At 70.7% G+C, this 22,228-nt stretch carries 21 protein-coding genes and 2 pseudogenes; 8 read left to right on the top strand and 15 right to left on the bottom strand.

The window, feature by feature from the left end; all coding sequences use genetic code 11:
* Positions 1-186: 186 nt before the first annotated feature.
* Complete coding sequence (locus tag ACIQM0_RS30720) at positions 187-996, top strand: methyltransferase domain-containing protein (protein WP_401292825.1); 810 nt, start codon at positions 187-189, stop codon at positions 994-996.
* An 89-nt stretch (positions 997-1,085) separates the two neighbouring features.
* Positions 1,086-1,439: a VOC family protein gene (locus tag ACIQM0_RS30715; protein ID WP_401292822.1), complete on the top strand. Its 354-nt coding sequence runs from the start codon at positions 1,086-1,088 to the stop codon at positions 1,437-1,439.
* 56 nt (positions 1,440-1,495) lie between these two features.
* Here ACIQM0_RS30715 and ACIQM0_RS30710 read toward each other — a convergent pair whose 3' ends face one another.
* Complete coding sequence (locus ACIQM0_RS30710) at positions 1,496-3,469, bottom strand: DUF5107 domain-containing protein (protein ID WP_401292820.1); 1,974 nt, start codon at positions 3,467-3,469, stop codon at positions 1,496-1,498.
* Between the two features lie 234 nt (positions 3,470-3,703).
* Here ACIQM0_RS30710 and ACIQM0_RS30705 point away from each other — a divergent pair, with 234 nt between their 5' ends.
* Entirely contained in the window at positions 3,704-4,045 is a 342-nt protein-coding gene (locus tag ACIQM0_RS30705; protein ID WP_401292817.1) for a DUF6204 family protein, read from the top strand.
* Positions 4,046-4,230: 185 nt separating this feature from the next.
* Positions 4,231-4,725, top strand: a pseudogene (locus ACIQM0_RS30700) (hypothetical protein); the annotation flags it as partial.
* Positions 4,726-4,860: 135 nt separating this feature from the next.
* Here ACIQM0_RS30700 and ACIQM0_RS30695 read toward each other — a convergent pair.
* A pseudogene (locus tag ACIQM0_RS30695) lies at positions 4,861-5,289 on the bottom strand (transposase); the annotation flags it as partial.
* A 241-nt stretch (positions 5,290-5,530) separates the two neighbouring features.
* Between ACIQM0_RS30695 and ACIQM0_RS30690 the strand changes: the two are divergent.
* Both ACIQM0_RS30690 and ACIQM0_RS30685 read left to right on the top strand, forming a co-directional pair.
* A complete protein-coding gene (locus tag ACIQM0_RS30690; RefSeq protein ID WP_401292813.1) occupies positions 5,531-6,517 on the top strand; it encodes a phosphotransferase family protein in 987 nt (328 codons plus the stop codon).
* Positions 6,514-7,872, top strand: coding sequence for an MATE family efflux transporter (locus tag ACIQM0_RS30685; RefSeq protein ID WP_401292810.1), 1,359 nt, complete (start codon positions 6,514-6,516; stop codon positions 7,870-7,872). Before ACIQM0_RS30690 ends, ACIQM0_RS30685 begins: the two co-directional genes overlap by 4 nt.
* On the opposite strand, the gene ACIQM0_RS30680 is transcribed toward ACIQM0_RS30685, so the two are convergent.
* Entirely contained in the window at positions 7,853-8,473 is a 621-nt protein-coding gene (locus ACIQM0_RS30680) for a TetR/AcrR family transcriptional regulator (RefSeq protein WP_401292808.1), read from the bottom strand. The genes ACIQM0_RS30685 and ACIQM0_RS30680 overlap by 20 nt on opposite strands.
* Before the next feature lie 292 nt (positions 8,474-8,765).
* Here ACIQM0_RS30680 and ACIQM0_RS30675 point away from each other — a divergent pair, with 292 nt between their 5' ends.
* Positions 8,766-9,026, top strand: coding sequence for a hypothetical protein (locus tag ACIQM0_RS30675; RefSeq protein ID WP_401292806.1), 261 nt, complete (start codon positions 8,766-8,768; stop codon positions 9,024-9,026).
* A gap of 447 nt (positions 9,027-9,473) precedes the next feature.
* On the opposite strand, the gene ACIQM0_RS30670 is transcribed toward ACIQM0_RS30675, so the two are convergent.
* On the bottom strand, positions 9,474-9,896 hold the full coding sequence (locus ACIQM0_RS30670; protein WP_401292804.1) for a holo-ACP synthase: 423 nt from the start codon (positions 9,894-9,896) through the stop codon (positions 9,474-9,476).
* A gap of 97 nt (positions 9,897-9,993) precedes the next feature.
* Between ACIQM0_RS30670 and ACIQM0_RS30665 the strand changes: the two genes are divergently transcribed.
* Positions 9,994-11,079, top strand: a complete 1,086-nt coding sequence (locus ACIQM0_RS30665; RefSeq protein WP_401292801.1) for a branched-chain amino acid aminotransferase — start codon at positions 9,994-9,996, stop codon at positions 11,077-11,079.
* On the opposite strand, the gene ACIQM0_RS30660 is transcribed toward ACIQM0_RS30665, so the two are convergent.
* From ACIQM0_RS30660 to ACIQM0_RS30610, 11 genes are read right to left on the bottom strand one after another with little or no spacing between them, the layout of a single operon-like run.
* Entirely contained in the window at positions 11,072-12,457 is a 1,386-nt protein-coding gene (locus ACIQM0_RS30660; protein ID WP_401292799.1) for a S8 family serine peptidase, read from the bottom strand. The two genes, ACIQM0_RS30665 and ACIQM0_RS30660, sit on opposite strands and share 8 nt — an antisense overlap.
* Positions 12,454-14,040 (bottom strand): amino acid adenylation domain-containing protein, encoded by a 1,587-nt coding sequence (locus tag ACIQM0_RS30655; protein ID WP_401292797.1) that lies wholly within the window; start codon positions 14,038-14,040, stop codon positions 12,454-12,456. Before ACIQM0_RS30655 ends, ACIQM0_RS30660 begins: the two co-directional genes overlap by 4 nt.
* A complete protein-coding gene (locus tag ACIQM0_RS30650) occupies positions 14,037-14,639 on the bottom strand; it encodes an RBBP9/YdeN family alpha/beta hydrolase (protein WP_401292795.1) in 603 nt (200 codons plus the stop codon). The genes ACIQM0_RS30655 and ACIQM0_RS30650 overlap by 4 nt, the downstream gene beginning before the upstream one ends.
* On the bottom strand, positions 14,620-14,901 hold the full coding sequence (locus ACIQM0_RS30645) for an acyl carrier protein (RefSeq protein ID WP_401292793.1): 282 nt from the start codon (positions 14,899-14,901) through the stop codon (positions 14,620-14,622). Before ACIQM0_RS30645 ends, ACIQM0_RS30650 begins: the two co-directional genes overlap by 20 nt.
* A gap of 7 nt (positions 14,902-14,908) precedes the next feature.
* Complete coding sequence (locus ACIQM0_RS30640) at positions 14,909-16,444, bottom strand: radical SAM protein (RefSeq protein WP_363024769.1); 1,536 nt, start codon at positions 16,442-16,444, stop codon at positions 14,909-14,911.
* A 23-nt stretch (positions 16,445-16,467) separates the two neighbouring features.
* Entirely contained in the window at positions 16,468-16,782 is a 315-nt protein-coding gene (locus ACIQM0_RS30635; RefSeq protein ID WP_385027173.1) for a 4Fe-4S dicluster domain-containing protein, read from the bottom strand.
* Positions 16,783-16,796: 14 nt separating this feature from the next.
* A complete protein-coding gene (locus tag ACIQM0_RS30630) occupies positions 16,797-17,879 on the bottom strand; it encodes an aminotransferase class IV (RefSeq protein ID WP_401292789.1) in 1,083 nt (360 codons plus the stop codon).
* A complete protein-coding gene (locus tag ACIQM0_RS30625) occupies positions 17,876-19,129 on the bottom strand; it encodes an acetyl-CoA carboxylase biotin carboxylase subunit family protein (RefSeq protein WP_401292786.1) in 1,254 nt (417 codons plus the stop codon). Before ACIQM0_RS30625 ends, ACIQM0_RS30630 begins: the two co-directional genes overlap by 4 nt.
* Positions 19,123-19,728 carry a bacilysin biosynthesis protein BacA gene (locus tag ACIQM0_RS30620; protein WP_401292783.1) on the bottom strand — a complete coding sequence of 202 codons (606 nt, stop codon included), beginning with the start codon at positions 19,726-19,728 and terminating at the stop codon, positions 19,123-19,125. The genes ACIQM0_RS30625 and ACIQM0_RS30620 overlap by 7 nt, the downstream gene beginning before the upstream one ends.
* Complete coding sequence (locus tag ACIQM0_RS30615; RefSeq protein WP_401292781.1) at positions 19,725-20,822, bottom strand: branched-chain amino acid aminotransferase; 1,098 nt, start codon at positions 20,820-20,822, stop codon at positions 19,725-19,727. The genes ACIQM0_RS30620 and ACIQM0_RS30615 overlap by 4 nt, the downstream gene beginning before the upstream one ends.
* The gene (locus ACIQM0_RS30610; RefSeq protein WP_401292779.1) at positions 20,815-22,038 is read right to left on the bottom strand and encodes a DUF6421 family protein; all 1,224 of its coding nucleotides are present in this window, start codon (positions 22,036-22,038) and stop codon (positions 20,815-20,817) included. Before ACIQM0_RS30610 ends, ACIQM0_RS30615 begins: the two co-directional genes overlap by 8 nt.
* Positions 22,039-22,228: the final 190 nt, after the last annotated feature.

Genomic DNA, 22,228 nt, shown 5'->3' with positions numbered 1-22,228 from the left:
GACCGGCCAGGACCGGGTGAACGAGGGGCGGCCGACGCCATGTCGGCCGCCCTTTCCCATGCCCGCGCCACCCATCAAAGTCATCCCACATCGCAAGATGCCCATCTCATTATTCGGCATCCGGGCGTACCGTGGCCGTACCGATCAGCGCTTCGTCGTTCGCGTTTCGAGAGAGGATCCACGGTCATGCCGAAGGAGACCGCCGTCTACACCCACGGCCACCACGAGTCGGTGCTGCGCTCGCACCGCTGGCGCACCGCCGCCAACTCCGCGGGCTACCTCATCGGTGAACTGCGCCCCGGCATGGACGTGCTGGACGTGGGCTGCGGGCCCGGCACCATCACCGCGGACCTCGCCGCGCTGGTGGCCCCCGGCCGGGTCACCGCCGTCGACACCACCCGCGAGATCCTGAACCAGGCAACGGCGGTGGCAGCGGAACGCGGCCTGGACAACCTGGAGTTCACCACCGCCGACGTGCACGCCCTGGACTTCCCCGACGACAGCTTCGACGTGGTCCACGCCCACCAGGTGCTCCAGCATGTCGGGGACCCGGTGCAGGCGCTGCGCGAGATGCGACGCGTCTGCCGGCCCGGTGGCGTCGTCGCGGCCCGCGACAGCGACTACGCGGCGATGACCTGGTTCCCCGAGGTGCCGGTCATGGACGCCTGGCAGGAGCTGTACGGCCGGGTGGCCCGCGCCAACGGCGGCGAGCCGGACGCGGGCCGCCGGCTGCTCTCCTGGGCCCGGCAGGCCGGCTTCACCGACATCACCCCGACGGCCGCCGCCTGGTGTTTCGGCACCCCGGAGAGCCGGGACTGGTGGAGCGGCCTGTGGGCGGACCGTACCGTCGGCTCGGTCTACGCGAAGCTGGCGGTCGACGGCGGGCACGCGTCGGCCGAGCAGCTGACCGCGATCGCCGAGGCGTGGCGCACCTGGGGTGCGCAGGACGACGGCTGGTTCATGGTCCCGCACGGCGAGGTGCTCTGCCGGGTGTGAGCGCGCCGGCCCCGGGCCCACCGGCCCGGGGACGGCCCCGTCGGCCGAATCGATCACACACCGCTGACCGGCCAACTACGCTGTTCCGCATGGAAATCCTGGGAACCACGCTGCGTATCTGCGTCGACGACCTGGAGGCCGCGGTGGCCTTCTACGAGAACCTCACGGGCAGTCCGGCGCTGCGTTTCGAGCGCGGCGGGGTCTCCGTGGCCGCCATCAGCTGCTTCCTGCTGATGAGCGGCCCCGAGGCGGAGCTGGAGATCCTGCGCAAGGTGACGGCGACGATCGCGGTCAAGGACGTCGAGGAGGCCAACGCCGCGCTGGCCCGGGTGGGCGCCAGGGTCATCGTCGGCCCCGTCCACACGCCCGCCGGCCGCAATCTGATCGCCGTCCACCCCGACGGTTCGGTCTTCGAGTACGTCGACCGGAACCTGGTGACCTGAGCAACCGTCAGTCACGGGTGGAACGAGGGTAGTTCGACCCGTTCCACAACAGTCCGTCAGGTACGCGGCCGCATCCGGTAGTTGTACGCGTCCGGCAGCGGCTCGTCGTCCGTGAGCTCGGCCCACACCTCGTCCAGGATCTCCGCGCCCTCCCGCAGATCGGCGACCTCGAAGCCCTCGTCGAACAGGGCGCGGGCGGCCGTGCGGTCGCCCTCCGCGATCAGCAGCCTGGCCTCCAGCAGCCGGAAGCGGCCGCGGCGGCGGATCTCCGGGAGCAGCCCGTCCCAGACAGTGCGGGCCGGCCCTGGCCGGTCCGCCGTCAGCAGCGCCTCGATCGCCTCCCGGCCGAGGGCGGCGGTGGCCGCCGTCCAGGTGTCGCCGTCGTCGCCGCGTTCGGCGCACAGGTCGCCGAACGCCTCCGTGTAGTGGTCGGCCGCCCGCTCCCACTGCCGGCTCTCCTGGGCGGCGACCGCGAGGCAGCGCAACAACGGCCAGCGGGACGGCGCCAGGGCCAGTCCGCGTTCCCAGCTGCGGACCGCCTGCGCGCGGTCGTCGGCGTGCCACTGGGCGATCCCCAGGTGGTATTCGGTGAGCGGTTCGGCGGAGGCCGTCTCCAGCATGTCGCGCCAGTGCGAGGAGACCAGGGAGGGGCCGGGCGGCGCCACCCGGCGCTGTTCGGGGAAGGTCCCCTGCTCCAGCAGCTCCAGCCAGGGCGCCTGCTGCTCGCCGAGGGTGGACGCGGCGAAGGGGGTGCCGGGCAGCTTGTACCCGGCGCGCCGCACTTCGAGCGCGCCCCAGCCGGACCCGGTGGCGAGACTCTCGCCCGGTTCGGTGTCGGCACAGCGGCGCCAGGCCTCGTACGCGGCGTCCACATCGGCGCGCGGCAGGGCGGCGGCGAGCCGCTGTTCGGTCTCCGCGCGGGCCGCGGACCAGTCGTCCCCGTGCACGGCTGCGGGGTCCGCCGACAGCGGTCCGTACGACTCCAGCCAGCTGAACTCGCCGCCGGGCTCCAACGGCACGTGTTCCAGCTGGGTACGGGCGAGCCCGGCCTGGATCTCCGCGTAGCCGGCGGTGCCGGGCTCCGTGAGCCACTCCTGCCAGCGGCGGCCGCCGGGGCCGCTGCCCCAGAGGAAGAGCTTGCGGCCGCGCAGCAGGTCGGTGGAGGTCTGGACGAGCCCGTGGCCGTTCTCGTCGAGGGAGGCGATCCAGCGCCGGGCGCCGTCGGGCACCTCGTAGAAGTAGTCGGCGGGGAAGTCGCTGCGCAGCGGGTACGTCCGGTCGACCGAGCCGCTCTCGGGGACCGGGACCCTGGTCAGCGTCCGCTCGTAGCCGAAGTGCCAGGCCTCCTCCGCCGGGGCCACGACCCGGGTGCGCTCGTCCTCCGCCACGGCGATGTTGGACCACCAGTAGACCGGTGCGGGGTGCTCGTGCGGATTGCGTATCCGTACGCCGACATGGAGGAAGTCGGAGTCGTCGGGCAGCCACAGGTCCACCTGGAACGGCAGGTCGCGCAGCCTCTCCCACTCCCAGAGCCGCACCATCTCGCCGCCGTCGGGCGCCGGGACCAGGGCGGCGTGCACCGGGGCGCAGGACAGGGTGGTGTGGCCGGTCGCGCCGATGTTCCACTCGATGCCGCCGGAGAACCAGGCGCCGTTGAGCGCGAAGTCGGCGGGCTGGAGCACGGGGTTGACGTAGACCAGGTCCCGGCCCGTGGGCTTGTGGAAGAGGGAGTGGACGCGGCCGCCGAACCCGGGCAGCACGGTGGCGCGCAGCCGGTCGTTCTCGATCACGATCACATCGAGGTCGGTGGCGGTGCGCTCGCGCCCGTAACCGTCGAGGACGGCCACGGGCAGCACGGTGGCAAGGGGCTCGTGGCCGATCTGGCGGGCCATGTCCCGGGGCAGATCGGCCCGGTCGCGGTCGTCGACGACATGCATCTCGTCGAGGGGCCGCAGCGCCGGCAACGGGTTCTCCGGTCCCGTCGCCGCCGCGGGCAGGGTCAGTACGGCACGTCGTACGGTGGTGGCCAAGGCAACCTCGCTCCCTCGCGCGGGCCGCCGCAGGTCCGGGCGCCCCCCGATGACCATGGAACACGCTGAACGCCGCACGGGCCAGAGGATCGGGCCCCCGTCTTCGGTAAAAGCACCAGCCACCGGCTCCGCGACGAGCCGGAGCCCACCGAATATTCCGCGTGCGGTCCGCCCCCGCAACCGTAGGCTTGCCCCTCGGACGTTTGCGGTACGCGACAGAGACGGTGGAACACGATGACCACGCAGCACACCTACCGAGTGATCGTGCGCGGCACCTGGGAGGGGCTGACGGACGAGGCGCGCGAGAGGCTGCTGACGGAGGTGGAGCAGCACGGTCTGGCGGCCATGCAGTTCACCGAGGAGGGGTCGCTCACCTATGACCGTGTGCTGAAGCACTTCAGCTTCCGGTACGTGGTGGTGTCGGACGCGCAGGACGGCGAGGAGATGGCGTCCGCGATCGCCGAGGACCGCGCGGAGACGACCCTGCGGGCGGCCGGCTACGGACACGGCGAGCTGCGTTCCACCGCGACGGACATGGACACCATGAAGATCAATTACAAGGGGCGGGTGCATTGAACCCTGGGTCCCGAACGGCGGTAACTCGCCCAGCCCTCCGGTGTTCTGCGCACGGGTGTTGGTTCCCGTAGGGGTAGCACGGAGGGCTGGGGTGCCGCGAGAGAGCCGGCTCCCGCGCCGTGGACCGTGCCGACCTGGCTGGAGCACCGGGTCCGTCGGTGCTGGGTAGCTGATGGAGGGCGTCCGTGGACTGCCGGGGACATCTCCGCGCTGTGCGGAGTGGGCGGCCGCGAAGGGGAGTAGCCCCGCAAACCGGTCGTCGACATGCTGGAACCCTCGGGTTCCCGGTGGCTGGGTCCGTGCAGAATCTGCCGGGCGGGCGAGACCTTCGGTTCCTTGTCGACGACTTACGTGCGTCGCGGGGCCGAGGTCGTGCGCCGGAACCCTCTCCGCACGTCTTTCCGAGGCTTCCCGCGGTGCGGGAGAGCTGGACGGTCAGTGTGATCCATTTTGTGTTGCTCATCGTGTGCGCGGTCGCGATCTGCCTCTCGTGCGAGTGGTTCGTCAACGCGGTCGAGTGGCTGGGCCAGCGGCTGAACGTCGGGAAGATGGCGGTCGGCACCATCCTGGCCGCGTTCGGTACCGCGCTGCCCGAGTCCGTGGTCACCCTGGTCGCGGTGACCACCGGTGCCAATGAGGAAGCCAAGAACATCGGCGTCGGCGCGGCCATGGGCGGACCGCTGGCGCTGGCCACCGTCGCCTACGGCGTCACCGGAGCGATGCTGCTCCTCAAGCGCCGCAAGGAAAAGGCCCATGCCCGCTCGACCACCGCCATGCCGGAAGGCCGTGCCGAGGGGGAGGACGAGGCGCTCGGCGAGGTCTTCGACCCAGATCATCGAGGCGCGCGGGTGGAGGCCGGCGAGGTAGCTGTCGGGGGTCTTGTCGTATCGGGTGGCGACGCCTCGCCACCCGCGCGGGGTCGCTTTCGGCCCCCTGCCCTCTTCGTTCGAGGCCGCCACCTTTGACCTGGCCTTCTCCTCCACCATGGCTGCTTCCTCCAGGGCGGTGACGACGTCCTCGTCAAGGTGCAGCCCAGCCGCGTCGTGGTGGGCCCGGACGGTGGTGGAGTCGATCCGGACGCCGAACTCCGTCGGCATCTCCCGCCACTGCGCGCCCGTCCTGACCCGCCGGATCACGCCCTCGAACTGCCGCCGCAGCCGCTCGGGATACGGGCCGCACTCACCGATCCGCAGGTACGGCTCGATGAACTCCCGCTCCGGGTCGCTGAGTTGCACTCGCGTCACGCAGGACGGTCCATCGGACCGGACCATGCCACGAAGGCACATTCCGCAGATCGATCACCACTCGATACGCGCCCTGGACCTGCATACCCGCGTACGAACGCACTCTCCCCCTAGTGTCGATTTCTAACACGTGGTAGATATTTGGCGCCGGCCTACCGCCGGCCGTGGTACCGACGTTGCACCGGGCGATCTCGCACCCGTAGCAGGCACCACCAACACGCCATCGACGAAGGGACCCGGTGTGGAAAGCATCACCAAGAACAGGCAGTCTCCCGAGGTGCTGCGCGCCATGATCGAGCGCGCTTACGGGGCCGCCCAAGTCCCGGCCGGGGACGGATGGGCGAGTGAGCTCGGGCACGGCTGGTTCAACGTCGCCTATCGCATCCGTCTGCGCGACGGCGCCGAGGTCGTCCTGAAGATCGCCCCGCCGCCGGCGGTGGAGGTGATGACCTACGAGCACGGTGCCATGTCGATCGAATTGACCACGCTGGACCTCCTGCGCACGCAGACCACCGTGCCGGTCCCCGCCGTCGACTTCGCCGACCGGAGCCGCGAGCTGTGCGACGCCCACTACTTCTTCATGCCGTATATCGACGCCGACAACCTCGGCATCATCGCCGATACGCTCCCCACGGCCGAACGCGACGCCTTGATGGAGCAACTCGGCGCGGTCAACCGGGAGATCAACGCCGTCCGCGGTCAGCACTTCGGCCCGCTGGCCGGACCCGGCCATGCCGGCTGGCGGCAGGCGTTCACCACGATGATCGAGAACGTCCTCGTCGACGGCGAGCGTCGCGGCGTCGACATCGGCTGGGACTACGACACCGTGCGCGCAGTAGTGGCCGAACACGCCGACAGCCTCGACGAGGTCACCGAACCCCGCCTGGTCGAGTGGGACCTGTGGAACAGCAACGTAATGGTCCGCGACGGCAAGATCGTCTGCATCATCGACCACGAACGTGCCTCCTACGGCGACCCGTTGATCGAGGCCGGCTTCGCCGGCACCCAGATAGCCGCCTTCGGTGACCCGGCACCCTTCATGCGCGGCTACGGTCACGGCGAGCTGACCGAGACCGAACAGACACGACGCCGCCTGTACTGCCTGCACCTGCTGCTGATCATGGTCATCGAGACCGTCTACCGCGGGCACACCGACACCAAACAGTACGACTGGGCACGCCCGCACCTCGACGAGGCCATGGCTCTGCTCGGCCGCACCCACCCGTGACCTCCGCGCAGACGGCTCCCGCCGCAGACCACACCACCCGGCTCGGCACCGACCCGGTAGGCCGTCTGCTGTGGCGCACCTGCACCCAGACCACCGCCGCGGTCGGCGTGTACGGCGTCTACGCCCTGACCAACGCCTGGTTCGTCGGCCGCGGCGTGGGCGACACCGCGATGGCCGCGGTCAACCTGGTCGCCCCGCTGTTGCTGCTGCTCGGCGCAGTGTCCACCACCGTCGGCGCGGGTGGCGCCTCCCTCATCTCCCGTGCACTGGGCGCGGGAGATCACCGGGCCGCCGCCCGTGCTGCGGGCAACTCCTTCGCCCTGTTCTGGGCCTGCGCCACCGCCACCACCGTCCTCGGACTGGCCTTCCTGGACCCGCTGCTCACCCTGCTCGGCGCCACCGGCGAACTGCGTGCGACCGCCCGCCCCTACGCCGCAGTACTGCTGTGCGGGGCCCTTGTCTCCACCGGCTTCTCCAGCCTGGTGCGAGCCGAAGGCCGCATGGGCTTCTCAACCCTGCTGTGGCTCGTGCCCGTAGCCGTACAGATCGCCCTCGACCCGCTGCTGATCTTCGGATTCGACATGGGTGTGCGGGGCGCCGCGCTCGGAACCATCGGCGGCCAGGCCGTCTCCGCGGCGATGAGCCTGTGGTTCTTCTTCGTACAGCCGCGCCGCTCCTACCGCATCGGCCTCCGGGACCTGCTGCCCCACGGCCCGACGCTGCGAGCGCTGCTGGGCGTCGGCCTGCCCTCGTTCCTCGCCGGCACCGGTGTCACACTCCTGGCCGTCCTTGTCAACGCCACCCTCGCGGCTACCGGGTCGGCCACCGCGCTCGCCGCTTACGCCGTCTGCGCCCGCCTGCAGACCTTCGTGCTGATGCCGCACACCGGCATCAGCCAGGGACTGCAGCCCATCGTCGGCTACAACAGCGGCCGCGGCCTGACCGACCGCGCACTCAAAGCCCGCGACTACGCGCTCTTCGCCTCACTCCTGTACGGACTGATCACCGCCGCCGCCCTCGCCGCGCTGGCCAGGCCCCTGGCCGGCCTGTTCCTGAACGATGACGACACCATCACCGCCGCCGGACAGGCACTGCCGGTCATCGCGATCGGGCTGACCGTCGCCGGGATCGGCCCGCTGGTAGCGGCCTACGCCCAGTCACTGGGCCGCCCCGCACCCGCGTACCTCATCTCCATCGGCACCCTGCTCCTGATCAAAGTCCCGCTGATCGCCGCCCTCGGCCGACTGGGCACCACAGGCGTCTGGACCGCACTGGCCACCGGCGAAGTGGCCACCGCAGCATGCGCCCTCCTGCTGCTGCGACGCCTGCACGGCGCTACGCCGAAGGCTCCTTGAGGAACTGCTCCACATAGGAACGCAGCACCCCGGCCATGTCCACCGCGTCCGGACTCGTCAGCCACTGCACCTGCAACCCGTCCATCAGTGCCACGAACCCGGCCGCCGCCACCCGGGAATCGACCCCGTCCCGCAACGCCCCCTGCTCCGCGAGCTCCCGCAGCGCATGGTGCACGTATTCCCGCGTCGTCCGGTAGTGCTCCCTGAAGTACTGATGCGCGGGATGATCCTCGGCGAACGCCTCCGCCGCGAGACGCACGTACAACTCGACCATGCCTGGATGCCGGGCATTGTGATCGGCCAGATCAACCAGATGCTGCACCGCCGCTTCGGGGGAATACACCTTCGGCCCGAGCTGAGCGGTGTCCTCTTCGTCCCGGCGCTCCAGCACCGCCGCCAACAGCGCCTCACGGCTGGGGAAGTAGTAGTGGAGGCCCACGTGGCTGATCCCGGCCCGCTTCGCGATCTCCCGCAACGAGGCGCCGTGATAACCCACATCCGCATACACCTCGACAGCGGTCGTCACGATCTGCTCACGGCGCGCCCGCCCCTTCGCATACCCGGGCGAGGACGCAGGCACCTTGGCTCCACCATCAGACATGACCCCATCATCGCAGCGGCGGCGATCAGAGGGCCGGGCAGCAGGTGCCTCAGCGCGATGCCGGTCGAACTGGACCGGCCCGCGAGCAAGGTCCACCTCTGATGGCAGCAGGCGCGTTGCAGACGATCACGGAGCGCGGCCACAAGAGCACTGAGACGATCCCCCTGCATGCTGCTGAATGGGCTACTCACGATTGCGCGAGGTTGCTCAATGCACCGAAGGAGACGACCGGTCCGGATCACTCAGTCCGCCCCGCTCCGGGAGCGTTGAGTCGGCGGCACCGCAGGAGCGCATGGCTGCTTCAGTCCTCGGAGCCTTCACCGGGATGCACGTGGCCGGCCGTCTGGCCGACCCCCTCGGCGCACGCGCCGTGATCCCCGCCGGTGCCGCGCTGTGCGGCGCGGCCCTGGTACTGCCCGGCCTCGCCCGGGAACCCTGGAAGAACAACGCCTTCCTCTTGCTGACCCCGCTCTGCTCGACCGCCGCCGTCACCGCCGGAGTTCTTCGCACCGGATCCGGCCGCACCCGCGAGTTGGCGTCGAGCAGCCACTGACCGCCTGTGCGGCACGGCCCCTGACTCCGTGCCGCACAGGCCCCCCTCGCCCCCGACCCCTAAGGAGCCTTCGATGTCCGAGATGACCCAGGTGAATGCTGTGCCGCGCTGAGCGCCCATCGAGCCGCCTCCTCTCCTGGCAGGACTGGCCGCGCCTTTCACCGTCAGCTGGGCTCAGCGCCTGCGGTCCCCAGTGCCTGCCCGCATCCTGCAGAGAACCAATCAGCGACGGCGTGAAGACGGGATACGGGCGGCTTCATCACCGCGGCGGGTTTCGGTCCGCTCCAGCGTGCCCAACTCGCGCGGGGCCCGGAGCTCATCCCGGTCAGTCCCCTGGCACTGCCCGGCAACCTCGTTCTGCCCGCTGAACAGCGCCATGGCCGCCCGATACAGCTCAATCACAAGGGGCGGCGGGATGCCGGGGCCGGAGGACATGGCCCAACGCGCTCACGCCTCGTCCCCGAGTCCTGCCACCATCGCGTGCGCCTGCGTCGCCGTGTGCGTGAGGCTGATCAGCCAGGTGCGGACGCCCGCCGCTTCCGCCAGCGCCGCCGCTCGGCCCGTGAGGTGGAGGGAGGGCTTCCCCTCCGGGGCCCGCCGGACCTCGATATCGGTGAGCGGTGCACCGGCGAGGCCCGTGCCCAGTGCCTTCAGCACCGCTTCCTTGGCCGCGAACCGAACCGCGTACCGCTCGGCCGGGTCCTTCATGATGTCGCAGTAGGCGCGCTCCGCTTCGGTGAACACCTTGGCCCCGAAAGACGGCCAGCGGGCGAGCACGCTCCGCATCTCCGCGACGTCCGCCAAGTCCGTTCCTACGCACAGGACTCGCCTGCCGACCAGGCGTTCCGTCCATGTCGTGTGGGACGCCACTCCGGTATCCTCTCTGTGCTTGCCGCCTGCCCCGCCGCAGGCTAACGTGCCTGCCGCTGTCCGACAATGCACCACCGGAACCGAGAGGGTCCCTGCGATGAGTGTGCGGTTCACGGTCGAGGTCAATCCCAGCCCGGTGAGTCGCGCCCGTCGCGCCGAGATCCTGGAAGACCCCAAGTTCGGGCAGTACTTCACCGATCACATGGCCCGTGCCGTGTGGACGAAGGACGGCGGCTGGCGGGACGCCGCCGTCGTGCCGTTCGCCCCCATCACGATGCACCCGGCCGCCGCCGTCCTGCACTACGCGCAGGAGATCTTCGAGGGCATGAAGGCCTACCGCCACGCGGACGGCTCGGTGTGGACCTTCCGGCCCGAGGCCAACGGCGAGCGCTTCAACCGCTCGGCCCGCCGGCTGGCCCTGCCCGAGCTGCCCGTCGAAGTCTTCCTCGACTCCGTCACCGAACTGGTGCGCGCCGACCGCGACTGGGTGCCAGAGCAGGGCGAACAGAGCCTCTACCTGCGGCCGTTCATGTTCGCCTCCGAGGCGTTCCTCGGCGTGCGGCCCGCGGCCGAGGTCACGTACATGGTCATCGCCTCGCCGGTCGGTCCGTACTTCTCCGGCGGCGTGAAGCCCGTCTCCATCTGGCTCTCCGGTCAGTACACCCGGGCCGGGCGCGGCGGCACCGGTGCGGCGAAGTGCGGCGGCAACTACGCCGCGAGCCTCGCGCCCATGCTGGAGGCCGGTGAGCACGGCTGCGACCAGGTCTGCTTCCTGGACGCCACCGAGGGGCGGTACGTCGAGGAACTCGGCGGTATGAACCTGTACTTCGTCACCCGCGACGGCCGTCTCATCACTCCCGCGCTCGGCACCATCCTGGAGGGCGTCACCCGCGCCTCCGTCCTCACCCTCGCCAAGGATCTCGGCCTCGACGTCGAGGAGCGGCCCGTCGACATCCGCGAATGGCAGGAGGGCGCCCGCACCGGCGAGATCCGCGAGGTGTTCGCGTGCGGGACCGGCGCCGTCGTCACTCCCGTCGGCCGCCTCGTCTGGGAGGACGGCGAGGCGACCGCACCGGACACCGACACCGAGGACTCGATCACCATGAAGCTGCGCCGCAGCCTCGTCGACATCCAGTTCGGGCGCGCCGAGGACCGGTACGGCTGGATGCGACGCCTCATCTGAACCCGGGCGCCGCGGGCAGCGAGGCGGTGAGCAGTCCGTGGCCCACCGCCTCGTTCGGGCAGGTCCCGCCGCAGTCGTCGCCGGTCAGCGTCCGCCCCCGTGTCACCGGCAGACAGGCGTCCGCCAGGTCCGCGGCGGTCAGCGCGCGGCCCTTGCCGATGCCCTGCTGCACCGCGAGCGCCACGACCCCTGCCGCATACGCCGTCGCTCCCGATGTTCCGCTGGACACCAGCCAGCCGTCGTCGGGGGCGGTGCCGTCGTACGCGCTGTTGCGGCGGTCGAACATGCAGCCCGGCTGGGTCGGGAACACCACGTAGTCGCCGTGCGGCAGCATGCCGCAGGGCCCGGACAGGTCGGGGACCCGCCGGCCGGGGAAGACGTCCGAACGGTAGCTGGACGCCAGGTCGGCGGCCTGCCTGCGCCCGTCCGGCCCCACGTGGACCCCGCCGACCGTGATCGCGCCCGGGGTCGCCACCGACTGGAACATGGCGGTCCGCCGGTCCGTGGAGCCGTTGCCGGCGGCGAACAGGACCGTAATCCCACGCCGCACCGCGTTCGCGATCTCCAGGTGGAGGTGCGGCTCCGCGCGCAGGGTGCCCCAGCTGCAGGAGATGACGTCCGGGGCCAGCTCCACCGCCCGCTGGAAGGCCGCCAGCGGGAAGGAGAAGCTCTCGCAGGCCATCTTGACCATGGTGAGGTCGGCGCCCGGTGCGACCGCGAGCAGCAGCGCCGACATGGCGGTGCCGTGGCCGCGTTCGTCCACGGCGGGATCGAGGGCGGACAGCGCGGGGACGACCCTCGTGCGGTAGCCGTGGGCGCGGTGGTGCGGATGGTCGTACAGGCCGGTGTCGACCATCACGACCCGGACCCCGTCGCCCCGGACCCCGGCCGCGTGCGGCCGCCCGGCGCCCGCGAGGCGTACCGCGTCCTCGGGCAGCCGCAGATACCGGGCGTCGCGAGGGAGGGGCGGGGTGGCGTCGACGCCCAGCTCGAAGCCCGCCCGGGGGATCCGTACCTCCGCGACCAGTTCGGTGTGGAGCCGGGAGCGGAGCGGGCCGGCGGCGGCGAACTCGTGGCGGACCGTCTCCCGGATGTACTTGTTGCGCACCGGCCGCACCGGGTGGCCGAAGACCTCCGCGAGCAGGGCGGGGGCACCGGAGACGGTGATGCCCACCTCGGTGCGGGCCTCGACGTCGAGCCCCTCGCGGGCGTACGCGTCGGCCAGCCGGTCCACGGTGCCGGGCGCCGGGAGGAACTCCTCCGCCCGGTGCCGCAGGAGCAGCGCGGGGTCGTCGCCGAGCGCGAGACCGGTGGCCGAGCGGGGCACGACAGTCAGCACGCCGCACCGCTCGAAGCGGGCCAGTTCCTCGTCGGTCACCTGGACTCCGTACCCTTTCCGGCCGCGTCCGCCGTCGCGCGCAGCCGGTCGCGGTCGAGCTTGCCGGACGGCGTCAGGCTGACGTCCCCGTCGGCCAGGAACTCGATGCGGGCCGGCAGCATGTAGTCGGGCAGCCGCAGCGCGAGCTCCCTGCGCAGCTCCTCCTCGCACAGGCCCGTGTCGCCGTCCTGCCGGCCCAGGACGAAGAGCATGATCGCCCGGCCGGTCAGCGGGTGGGCCACCGGAACCGCGCAGCAGTCCGTCACCCCGCCCACGGCCAGCGTCGCCGCTTCGACCTCGGAGAGGTGGACGAGGTTGCCGTTGATCTTCAGGGCGTCGTCGCGGCGTCCCAGGAAGACCAGGGCGCCGTCCTCCGGCCGTCGGCGCACGTAGTCGCCGGAGCGGTAGTACCGGCCCCCGGCGCCGGCCGGGAGCTCGATCACGGACCGGGCGGTGCGCTCCGGCTCGCCGCAGTAGCCCGTCATCACCTGCGCTCCGCCGATGAGGAGTTCGCCGGTCTCCCCGTCCCGCACCGGCCGCAGCTCGTCGTCCACGACGAGCACGTCGACGGCCGGCAGCGGATGGCCGATGGGCAGGAACTCCTCGCCGTCCTTGCCCGGGGCGTCGGTGAGGAAGAGCGTGGCGCTGTGCGTGGTCTCGGTGGGCCCGTACCCGTGCACGTACCGCAGTCCGGGTACGAGGGCGGAGAACGCCTCCAGGACCGACACCGGGCACGACTCGCCGCCGAACCACAGCCGCCGCAGCGAGCCGAGGTCGCGGCGCCCGGCGTCGCTGAACCGGCTCACCAGCATCCGGATCACGGACGGCACGAGCAGCGTGTCGGTGATCCGCCACTCCTCGACGGCGCGGGTGACCTGGGTGGGCATGCGCAGCCGGGGCAGCAGATGGACGCTGCCGCCGACCAGGAACGTCGACCACAGATCCACGACGGAGGCGTCGAAGAAGAGCGGCGCCACGTTGAGGAAGCGCATGCCGTCCTCGAAACCGACGGTCTCCTGTACCCCGGCCAGCAGGGCGCACATCGACCGGTGGCTGATCACGACGCCCTTGGGCGAGCCGGTCGAGCCGGAGGTGAAGACGACGTACGCGTGGTCGTCGGGGCCCCGGCCCGCCACGTCGGCCGGCCTCGGTTCGGCCTCGGCCGAGGGGTCCCAGCCGGCGCCGGCGTCCACGGGGTCCGCGCCCACCGTGACAACCGTCCCGGCCGGCGCGCCGTCGAGCAGGTCCCGGTAGGCGGGCTGGACCAGGGTGGCCGTGGGCGCGCACTTGCCGAGCAGCAGCGCGATGCGGGCCGCCGGCAGCGACTCGTCCAGCGGTACGTAGCGGGCGCCGAGCCGCAGCGTGGCCCACATGACCGCCACCGAGGCGACGGACTTGTCCATCACCATCGCGACGGTGCCGCCCCGGCCCACGCCGAGCCCGGCGAGGAGGCCGGTCAGGGCCTGGACGCGCCGGGCGAGGGTCCGGTACGAGACCTGCTCGCCCGTCTCCAGGTCCACGACGGCCGTGGCCGCGCTGTCCCGCCGCCGCTCAAGCAGCTCGTCGGCGAGCATGACGTTCATCGTTCCTCCAGACGAGTCCCGTCGAGGCGGCGGCGGATCGCCTCCAGCAGCTCCGGGAAGGTGTCCATCTGCTGGTCGTACGAGCCGAAGTGGCCCATGCCGTGCATGGGGTTGAACGTGCTCCCGGTCAGCTCGTGCAGTTCCTCGGCGACCTCGAAGGGCACCCAGGGATCGTCCTTCGAGTGGAACTGCTCGATGAACGACTGGTTGGCGCGGATCGCTTCCCAGTCCCACGGGGTGTCGAAGAAGCCGCTGCGCCGCTCCAGTTCGAAGCCGCAGTCGTGGTGGTGGCCGGCGACGGCGAAGGTGCCGAGGAGCGGCGCCTTCTCGGCGTACCGGAAGGCGGCCAGCGCGCCGGACGAGTGGCCGACGATGACCGTCCTCCCGTCCGGGCGGATGACGTCGGTGAGGTAGGGCAGCCAGTACCGCATCCGGCCCTTGATGGGGTCGGGGAAGGTCTCGGCCACCACCTCGGCGCCGAGGGCCTCCAGTTCCCGCTTGAGATACGGGAACCAGATGCCCTCGACGCTCGCTCCGGCGTTCCCGTGGATCAGCACCACGCGCACGTCCGAACGGATCTCAGACAGGGGACACCTCATCTTCGAGGAGTTCCTCCAGGAGACCGGCGAGGGAGCCCAGGGTCGCGAAGTTCTCCGTCGTCAGCAGCTCGGGTTCGAGCTCGATGTCGTAGAACGTCTCGAACCCCAGGGTCAGTTCGATCATCTGGGTCGAGTTGAGCGACAGTCCGCCGTTGAACAGCGGGGTGTCGGAGTCGAGTTCGACCAGCTGCGCCGGGAAGATGTAGGCGATCACCCCACGGAGATCGTCCTCGATCTCCTTCTGGGTCTTGCGGGTGTTCACCGGCTGATCAGCTCCCCTCGGGTTTGGCGGAGGTGCTCTCCTTGGTGGTCTCCTCCGCCGACTTCGGGCGGGTCTGGAGGAAGAGCGGGGTGCGCGGGATGTTCTGCGCGTCCTGGTGGAAGGGGTTGCGCTTGTTCTTCAGCGACAGGTACATCGTGCGCCGGGCGCGGGCCTTCTCCTCGTCCGAGTAGAAGAGGAAGGCGATGTTCCCGGCGTTCTCCCGGCCGACCTCGGTGAGGGTCAGGTCCTCGTCGGTCTCGATCGCGTAGCCGCCTTCGACCAGCCAGTCCACCTCGCGGCGGTACTTCTCGAAGTTGCCGACGTCGGCCTTGCGGACGGTGCCGAAGACCGGGAAGAAGACCATGACCCGGTTCTCGACCTCGTCCTCGGAGCAGATGCGGCCCTGCTCGATCGGGATGATGCCCTCGTCGACCTCCCGCATCCACCGCTCGACGTCGGTGTGGTTGCGGTAGCTGCGCTCGCCCATGTAGTTCTCGGCGGCCGGACCGATGCCGAGGGTGTAGCTGGCGCGGTAACCGTTGCCGCCGCAGGCGTGGTTGAGGCCGATCTCGCCCGCGTCGTCGAGGTGGGTGAAGAAGTTGATCAGGAGCTGCTTGTCGTAGCCGTACTCGGCCAGACCGTTCTTGATCTGCCGGTACTGGTCCCGCTCGATGGCGCCCGACGGCTTGACCTCGGCGACCTTGCCGGCCCGGATCTGCTGGTCGAGGCGGGTGCCCTCCCACTGGTTGAAGCGGTACGTCTGGACGAAGCTGGGGCGCAGCTCGCCGCAGATGCCCTCCAGGTCCCGGGCCAGGACCTCGTCGTCCTGCCCCGGCAGGTTGTACATGAGGTCCAGGGCGAAGGTGCGGATGCCGGCCTTGCGGATGTTCTCGGCGGTCTGGTGGACCTGCTCGACGCTGGCCTTGATGGTGAGCTTGCGGCGGATCTCCTCGTCGAGGGTCTGTACGCCGAAGGAGATGCGGGTGATGCCGAGTGACTTCAGCATCTCGATGTAGCCGTCCTTGGAGAGCCCGAGCGGGCTGCCTTCCAGGGAGATGCCGTCGACCTCGCTCAGGTCGAACTCGCGGTGGACGGCCTCCAGGATGGTGGCCATCGACTCCTGCTCCAGGGCGGACGGCGTACCGCCGCCGAACTGGACGTACTTGACCTTCGTCCCCTCGAAGTACTTCGAGCGGGCGTTGCGCTGGATCTCCTTGACCATCGCCTGGACGAAGCGCTTCTGCCGCTCGCCCTGGTACTTCGCCGCCGACTCCTTGAAGCAGGCGCAGAAGTTGCAGAAGGCCTCGCAGAACGGGATGTGGAAGTAGAGCAGGATGTCGGTCTGCTCCGGGTGGGACTGGCGGTCCAGGAACGAGAAGTACTCCGCCTTCTTGCCCTCGGAGTCGAGGGCGTCCTGGAAAGCGCAGATCTTCGGGTAGAACCAGGTGACGTTGGTGCGCTTCTCGGGGCTCTCGAACTCGTCCTTCAGATAGAAGTTCGAGTCGAGGCCCAGCATGAACGGATTCTCGACGTGGGTCGTCATGACCTAGGCTCCCGCTCTGTGGGTCAGGAAGGCTGGCTGGAAGGCTCGGCGGGGGCCTCGGGGGGCTCGCCCTTGGTGCCCCGGCTCTCGAAGATGACCGGGTACTTGTTGCTCATCTCGCCGTTGATCTCGATCCACTGGAGCTTGTCCTCCGGCAGGTCGATGTCCGCCCAGATCGCCTCGGGCGGGCACTCGGCGACGCACGCGTTGCAGTCGATGCATTCCTCGGGGTTGATGTAGAGCATCTCGGGTCCCTCGTGGAAACAGCTCACGGGGCAGACGTCCACACAGTCCGTGTATTTGCAGCCTATGCATTCGTCGGTGACGACATACGCCATGGTTCTCTCCTCCCTCAGGCGTGTACGGGCGCGACTTCGGTGATCCGCCGCATCCAGCCGAACCGGTCGACGGACTCGCCCCGGTGGATGCCGTCCAGCAGGTCCCGGAAGCGCGCGGTGACCGGGCCGGCCTCCTGCGATTGGAGCCGGTACTCCTCGCCCTGGTGGCCGAGGGAGACCACCGGCGACAGCCCGGCGGCCGTGCCGGTGGCGAAGCACTCGGTGAGGGAGCCGTCGGCGACACCCTTGAGGACCTCGGCGAGTTCCACCGGCCGCTCGACGAGGGTGGTCCCCGCGTCCCGGGCCAGCTTCACGACGGAGTCACGGGTGATGCCGGGCAGGACGGAGCGGTCGAGCGCGGGTGTGGTCAGCACGCCGTCGATCACGAAGAACGCGTTCAGTTCGCCGATCTGCTGGACGAAGCGCCCCTGCGGGCCGTCGACCCACAGCACGTGGTCGTTGCCGTAGTTGTCGGCGATCTCGCCGGGCACCACGCCCGCCGCGAGCCCGCCCGCCGCGTTCACGTCACCGGTGCCGCCGGGCCAGGCCCGCACGTACCCGTCCAGGGTCATGGCCTTCAGCGGCTTCGCCTCCGCGGCGGCAGGCACCGACCCGAGCACGTAGAAGAGGCAGTCGTCCGCGGGCCCGGCGGTCAGCGCCGCGCCGTCGGCGGCGAGCACCGCCCGCAGCCGCAGGGAAGCTCCCGCCTCCTGCGCCAGCCAGCCCTCGTCCAGTTCGACCAGCGCCCGGACCGAACTCCACACCCGGTCGAAGTCGACCTGCGGCATCGCGAGCCGGCGGGCACCGTTGTTCAGCCGCTTGATGTGGCTGTCGGGGCGGAACACGGCGACCGTGCCGTCCGCGAGCCGGTAGGCGGCGAACTCGTCGACGACCGTCTGGCCGGCGAGTACGGCGGCGGCCGTGGGCCGCAGCGCCGGGGTGCTGTCCCGGTCGGCCACGGTCAGCCCCTGCCAGCCGCGCCGCTTGCCGGTCCGCATGAAGAACGCGTGGTCGGTGAGGACGGCCCCGGCCGCCCCGTCCGCCTCGGGCCGCGGGCGCGGGGTGGTCGTGGGGGTGACGGTCAGTTCATTGCTCATGCGGGGGCACCTTCCTTGTCCTGGTGGCCGACGCCGTCGACGTCGACCCTCACGTCTGCGAGGACCGAGGCGACGAGGCGCTCGACCCGGTCAAGGTCGCCCTCGAAGTGGATACGGGCGACCCGGTTGCTGAAAATGTCGCCCGGGTCGAGCACTGCCCCCGGCTCCGCCTCCGGCAGGAGGCCGCGGAACTCGGCCGCCCGTGTGAAGGCGTCGAGACCGGGGAGCGTTCCGGCGAAGGTGCCGGGCCGGTCGGTGGTGACGAACGCGAGGCCCGCGCTCACCGGCGACAGCGCGCCGGGGTCGTGCGGCACCCCGCGTGCGGCGTCGGCCGTGGCGGCGCACAGGTCCACGCCGGGTCCGGCGAGCACCAGTTCGGGGATGTTGTCGCCGGCGAGCCGGGCCCCGACCTCGATCAGGACGGGGCCGCGGTCGCGGACGATCCGGGTCTCGATGTGGAACGGGCCCACCGTGAGGTCGAAGGCGGCCACGACCTCGCGGGCGTACCGCTCCAGGACCTCCCCGTGCGGCGAGCGCTCCGGCGCGGTGGCGATGTGGCCCATCTCGAAGAAGTCCGGCGGGGCGGAGAGGAACTTGGTGGTGACGCTCGCGAGGTGCGGGCCGCCGGCGTCGACCCAGCCGTCGAGGGAGAACTCGGGGCCCTCCACGTACTCCTCGACCACGGCGGTCCGGCGCGGGTTCGGGTGGAACTTCACGTCCTCGCCGGGGTCGTGCACGGTCGCGCAGGCCCGTGCGTACTCCTCCTGGTCGTGGCAGAGGCTCACCATCAGGCTGCCGCCGCAGTCGACCGGCTTGACCACGACCGGGAACGGCAGCGGACAGGGGCCCGTGTCCCCGGGGCCGACCGTGACCGAGCGCGGGAAGGCGACCCCGCGCTCCTCGCACCGCCGCCGCATGACGTCCTTCTGCCGCACGGCCTCGGCCGCATCCGCGCCGAGCGCGGGCAGCCCGAGGGTCCGGGCCAGTTCGGCGGCCTCCGGTACCGCGTACTCGAAGCCGGCGATGACGCCGGTGGGCGCGGCACCGGTCTCCGCGACGGCCTTCTCGACCAGGCGGAGCAGTCCGGCCACACCCGCGCCGGGGTGCCAGTCGACGACGGTCGCGCCGGAGTGCACCTCGGGCGGCAGCAGCTCGGGGAACTGGGTCGGTACGAGGCAGGGGACTCCGGCGGCCACCATCCGGGCGGTGAGCCGGACACCGGCCGACAGGGGCTGGACGACGATCAGCATGCGCTTCCGATCCCCGCGCCGTCGCGGTCGTCGTCACCGAGGGTCCGGCCGACGTGCAGAGTGAAGATCATCGGCACCGGGCCGAAGTTCTTGATCAGCCGCAGCCCCTCGGCCGCGGCGGCGGGCCCCGTCGTCACGCAGGCGTCGTACTGCCCGGCCGCGCACAGCGCCGCGGCGAACGAGTTGCTGCTGGTCAGCGTGACGTCGCCGAGCCCGGCCACCAGGCTGCTGGGGGCCGGGTGGCTGACGATCGTGGCCATGGCGGCGTGGTCAGGACGCCCGGCCAGGACCATGTCGTGGGTGTCGAGGATGAAGCTGTCGGCCATCTCCAGTCGGTGCAGGTTCCTGAAGACGAGGTCGTGCAGCCGGGGGTAGACGGCGCAGGCGAGGATGGCCTCGGTGCCGTCGAAGGCCATCGCGTCGAGGCCGTCCTCCACCTCGGTGTGGAGCGTCACCTTCCCGGCGACGCCGCGCTCCGCGAGCCAGTGGTGAGCGGCCTTCTCCAGGTTGGTGCCCGTGGGGCCCAGGGTGTGGATCACGGTGACTCTCGACAGGGCGGGCTCCCGGTCGCTCTTCAAGGCCGTGCTGTTGTCGTTCATGCGCCTCGTCCCCCGTTCTCATCGGCCCATGTGATGGTCCGAAGCCAGCCATGTGTGTCGGGCGTGCGTCCGTGCTGGACGTCGAGCAGGCTGTTCCGCAGCAGCGCGGTCATCGGGCCCTCCCCTCCGTCGCCGACGGTCATGTCCTCGCCGCCGGTGCCGAGCCGGCTCACCGGGACGACGACACCGGCCGTGCCACAGGCGAACACCTCGGCCAGCTCTCCGGAGCGGAGGCCGGTGCGGACCGCGTCGATCGTGGTGTGCTCCTGCGCGACCGCGATCCCCCGGTCCTCGGCCAGGGTCAGCAGCGAGTCGCGGGTCAGGCCACGGACGATGGTTCCGTCGCACGGCGGGGTCGTCACCCGTGCCCGCGCCCCGTCACGCCAGACGAGGAAGACGTTCATGGTGCTGAGCTCCTCGATCCGGGTCCGTTCGAGCCCGTCGAGCCACAGCACCTCGTCGTACCCGGCGGCCTGCGCCTCGGTACGGGTGAGGAGGCCGGCGGCGTAGTTCCCGGCGCACTTGGACTCGCCGGTGCCGCCGCGTACGGCCCGCACGGTCTCGGTCGACGTGGTCACCGACAGCGGACGGAAGTCGGCCCCGAAGCACGGGTCCGCGGGGTAGGCCAGGATCACGCACCGGTAGCTCTTCGACGGCCGGAGCCCCAGGTCCGGCTCGGTGGCGATGAGCAGCGGCCGCAGATAGAGGCTCTGTCCGTAGCCGCCGGGCACCCATCGCTCGTCGGCCGCGACGAGCGCGGCACATGCCCGGGAGAACAGCGTGGCGGGCATTTCGGCCATCGCGAGCCGTGCGGCGGACCTGGCCAGGCGCCGCCCGTGGTCCTCGGGCCGGAACAGGTGCACAGAGCCGTCGGCGGAGCGGAATGCCTTCAGCCCCTCGAACACCGCCTGCCCGTAGTGGAGTCCGAGCGTGGCGGGGTCCATCACCAGGTCGGACCAGGGCTCGACGCGCGGCTCGGACCAGCCCGTCTCCGCATCCCAGTCGACAACGGCGGTGTGCCCGGTGGAGTAGCGGCAGAAGCCCGGGTCCTTGAGGATCGCTTCGAGCTCCTCGGCGCTGCGCGGCTCAGACATGGACCTCTGAGCCCCACAGGTCGAGCGGCGCGAGGGGGCCGCCGTAGCGGTCCGGCTTGGCCTCCGGGCGGCGCAGCAGCGTCCCGAAGAGGAAGTCCACGGCACCGGACCGGTAGGCGGCGTCGTCCTGCGTGGTCTCGATCTCCTCGATCAGGCGCACGAGTTCACGTACCGACTCGACGATGCGGGCCTTCGTTCCGAGAACGCTGCGCCCCTGGTCGTCCTGGGTGAACAGCCCCTGGGAGGCGAGCCAGGTGCCCAGTGCGAAGCCGGTGCCGGCATCGAAGTTGCGCAGCGGCTCGGGCTGCGCCGGGTAGCGCAGCAGCCGCTCCAGGAGGATGTACTCGAACACGATCTCGCCGTACGGCACTTCCTCCTCGAAGCAGGCGATCGCCGACTTCATGTCGACCTTGAGCTCCTCCAGGAGTCCGGGCCGCCAGGTCGTCTTGATCGCCAGGTGCTGGTCGAGGGGGCGCGGTCCTGTGTGGTGGAAGTAGTCGTGCATGTACCCCCAGACGCAGCGCGCCTGGTACGTGTCCTCCGGGTCCACGTCCGCGGAGACGAGCTCGTCCTCGCCCGCGAAGGGCGAACCGGGTCCGCACAGGCGCTCCGTGATCGCCAGGGTGTGGGCGTATATCTCGGTGTGCCGGTTGAAGAAGAACCACGCGAAGTTCTGGTTCGTGCAGCGCGTGGCGGCCGGGATGTTCTCGGGGAAGAAGACCACGCAGTTGCCCTCCCGCAGACCGCGGGAGGCGGACAGCAGCCGGGTGGACTGGAAGACGGCCTTGGGGTGCGGGTAGGTGGCCTGGAGCAGAGGGGTGCTGTCCGGGTCCTGGCGGATCACCGAGAACGCCTCGATGTGGACGTCGTGCCGGTCGCTGTTGGGAAGGGTCACGGGCCCCACGAAAGCGGCGGCCTCGCCGTCCTCGGGTGCGGGCACCGCGTCCCGGGTGCTGTCGAAGTGCGGCACGCCCTCGCAGCCCGCTTCCTGCCAGACCCTCAGATCCTCGCACGTGGCCGCGATCTGACGCTCCGGCATCAGACCTCGCAGACCCTCGACGGCGGAGCGGACGGCGTCGACAGCGACACGTATCTCCTCGTCGGAGCCGTCCGGTGAGCCATCACGAGCCTTGCTCCGCAGCTGCCGGAGACGGTTCACCGCAGGGATGACGACCTGCTCGAACTCCAGAAGTTTGGCAACGGTACGCGGCCCCACAACACCCCCATGTAAGTGGCCCGGATGAAACTTCCCGGCGGAACGCGCCTCGCCGGCGCCTCGCCTGAAGTGTTCGATATCGGAAGTTAGCTCCCGACTAGGCGCCAGGCAAGGGGTGTTCAGATGTTGACACGTAACGCCTTCCTCCTCGCGACCGGCGGGAGAGGCGCAGGTCCCGGATGCGCCGAAG

Source organism: Streptomyces sp. NPDC091387 (genome assembly GCF_044756945.1).
In the GTDB taxonomy this organism is placed as follows: domain Bacteria; phylum Actinomycetota; class Actinomycetes; order Streptomycetales; family Streptomycetaceae; genus Streptomyces.
The sequence above is the reverse complement of the archived record's forward strand: the minus strand, read 5'-3'. Positions and strand labels throughout refer to the sequence as shown.

Bases quoted from the DNA above. Each gene is read 5' to 3' on its own strand.
- ACIQM0_RS30665 (WP_401292801.1), top strand. From the start codon at position 9,994: ATGAGTGTGCGGTTCACGGTCGAGGTCAATCCCAGCCCGGTGAGTCGC.
- ACIQM0_RS30655 (WP_401292797.1), bottom strand. From the start codon at position 14,040: ATGAACGTCATGCTCGCCGACGAGCTGCTTGAGCGGCGGCGGGACAGC.
- ACIQM0_RS30630 (WP_401292789.1), bottom strand. From the start codon at position 17,879: ATGAGCAATGAACTGACCGTCACCCCCACGACCACCCCGCGCCCGCGG.
- ACIQM0_RS30635 (WP_385027173.1), bottom strand. From the start codon at position 16,782: ATGGCGTATGTCGTCACCGACGAATGCATAGGCTGCAAATACACGGAC.
- ACIQM0_RS30650 (WP_401292795.1), bottom strand. From the start codon at position 14,639: ATGAGGTGTCCCCTGTCTGAGATCCGTTCGGACGTGCGCGTGGTGCTG.
- ACIQM0_RS30620 (WP_401292783.1), bottom strand. From the start codon at position 19,728: ATGAACGACAACAGCACGGCCTTGAAGAGCGACCGGGAGCCCGCCCTG.
- ACIQM0_RS30680 (WP_401292808.1), bottom strand. From the start codon at position 8,473: ATGTCTGATGGTGGAGCCAAGGTGCCTGCGTCCTCGCCCGGGTATGCG.
- ACIQM0_RS30615 (WP_401292781.1), bottom strand. From the start codon at position 20,822: ATGTCTGAGCCGCGCAGCGCCGAGGAGCTCGAAGCGATCCTCAAGGAC.
- ACIQM0_RS30705 (WP_401292817.1), top strand. From the start codon at position 3,704: ATGACCACGCAGCACACCTACCGAGTGATCGTGCGCGGCACCTGGGAG.
- ACIQM0_RS30720 (WP_401292825.1), top strand. From the start codon at position 187: ATGCCGAAGGAGACCGCCGTCTACACCCACGGCCACCACGAGTCGGTG.
- ACIQM0_RS30675 (WP_401292806.1), top strand. From the start codon at position 8,766: ATGGCTGCTTCAGTCCTCGGAGCCTTCACCGGGATGCACGTGGCCGGC.
- ACIQM0_RS30625 (WP_401292786.1), bottom strand. From the start codon at position 19,129: ATGCTGATCGTCGTCCAGCCCCTGTCGGCCGGTGTCCGGCTCACCGCC.
- ACIQM0_RS30640 (WP_363024769.1), bottom strand. From the start codon at position 16,444: ATGACGACCCACGTCGAGAATCCGTTCATGCTGGGCCTCGACTCGAAC.
- ACIQM0_RS30715 (WP_401292822.1), top strand. From the start codon at position 1,086: ATGGAAATCCTGGGAACCACGCTGCGTATCTGCGTCGACGACCTGGAG.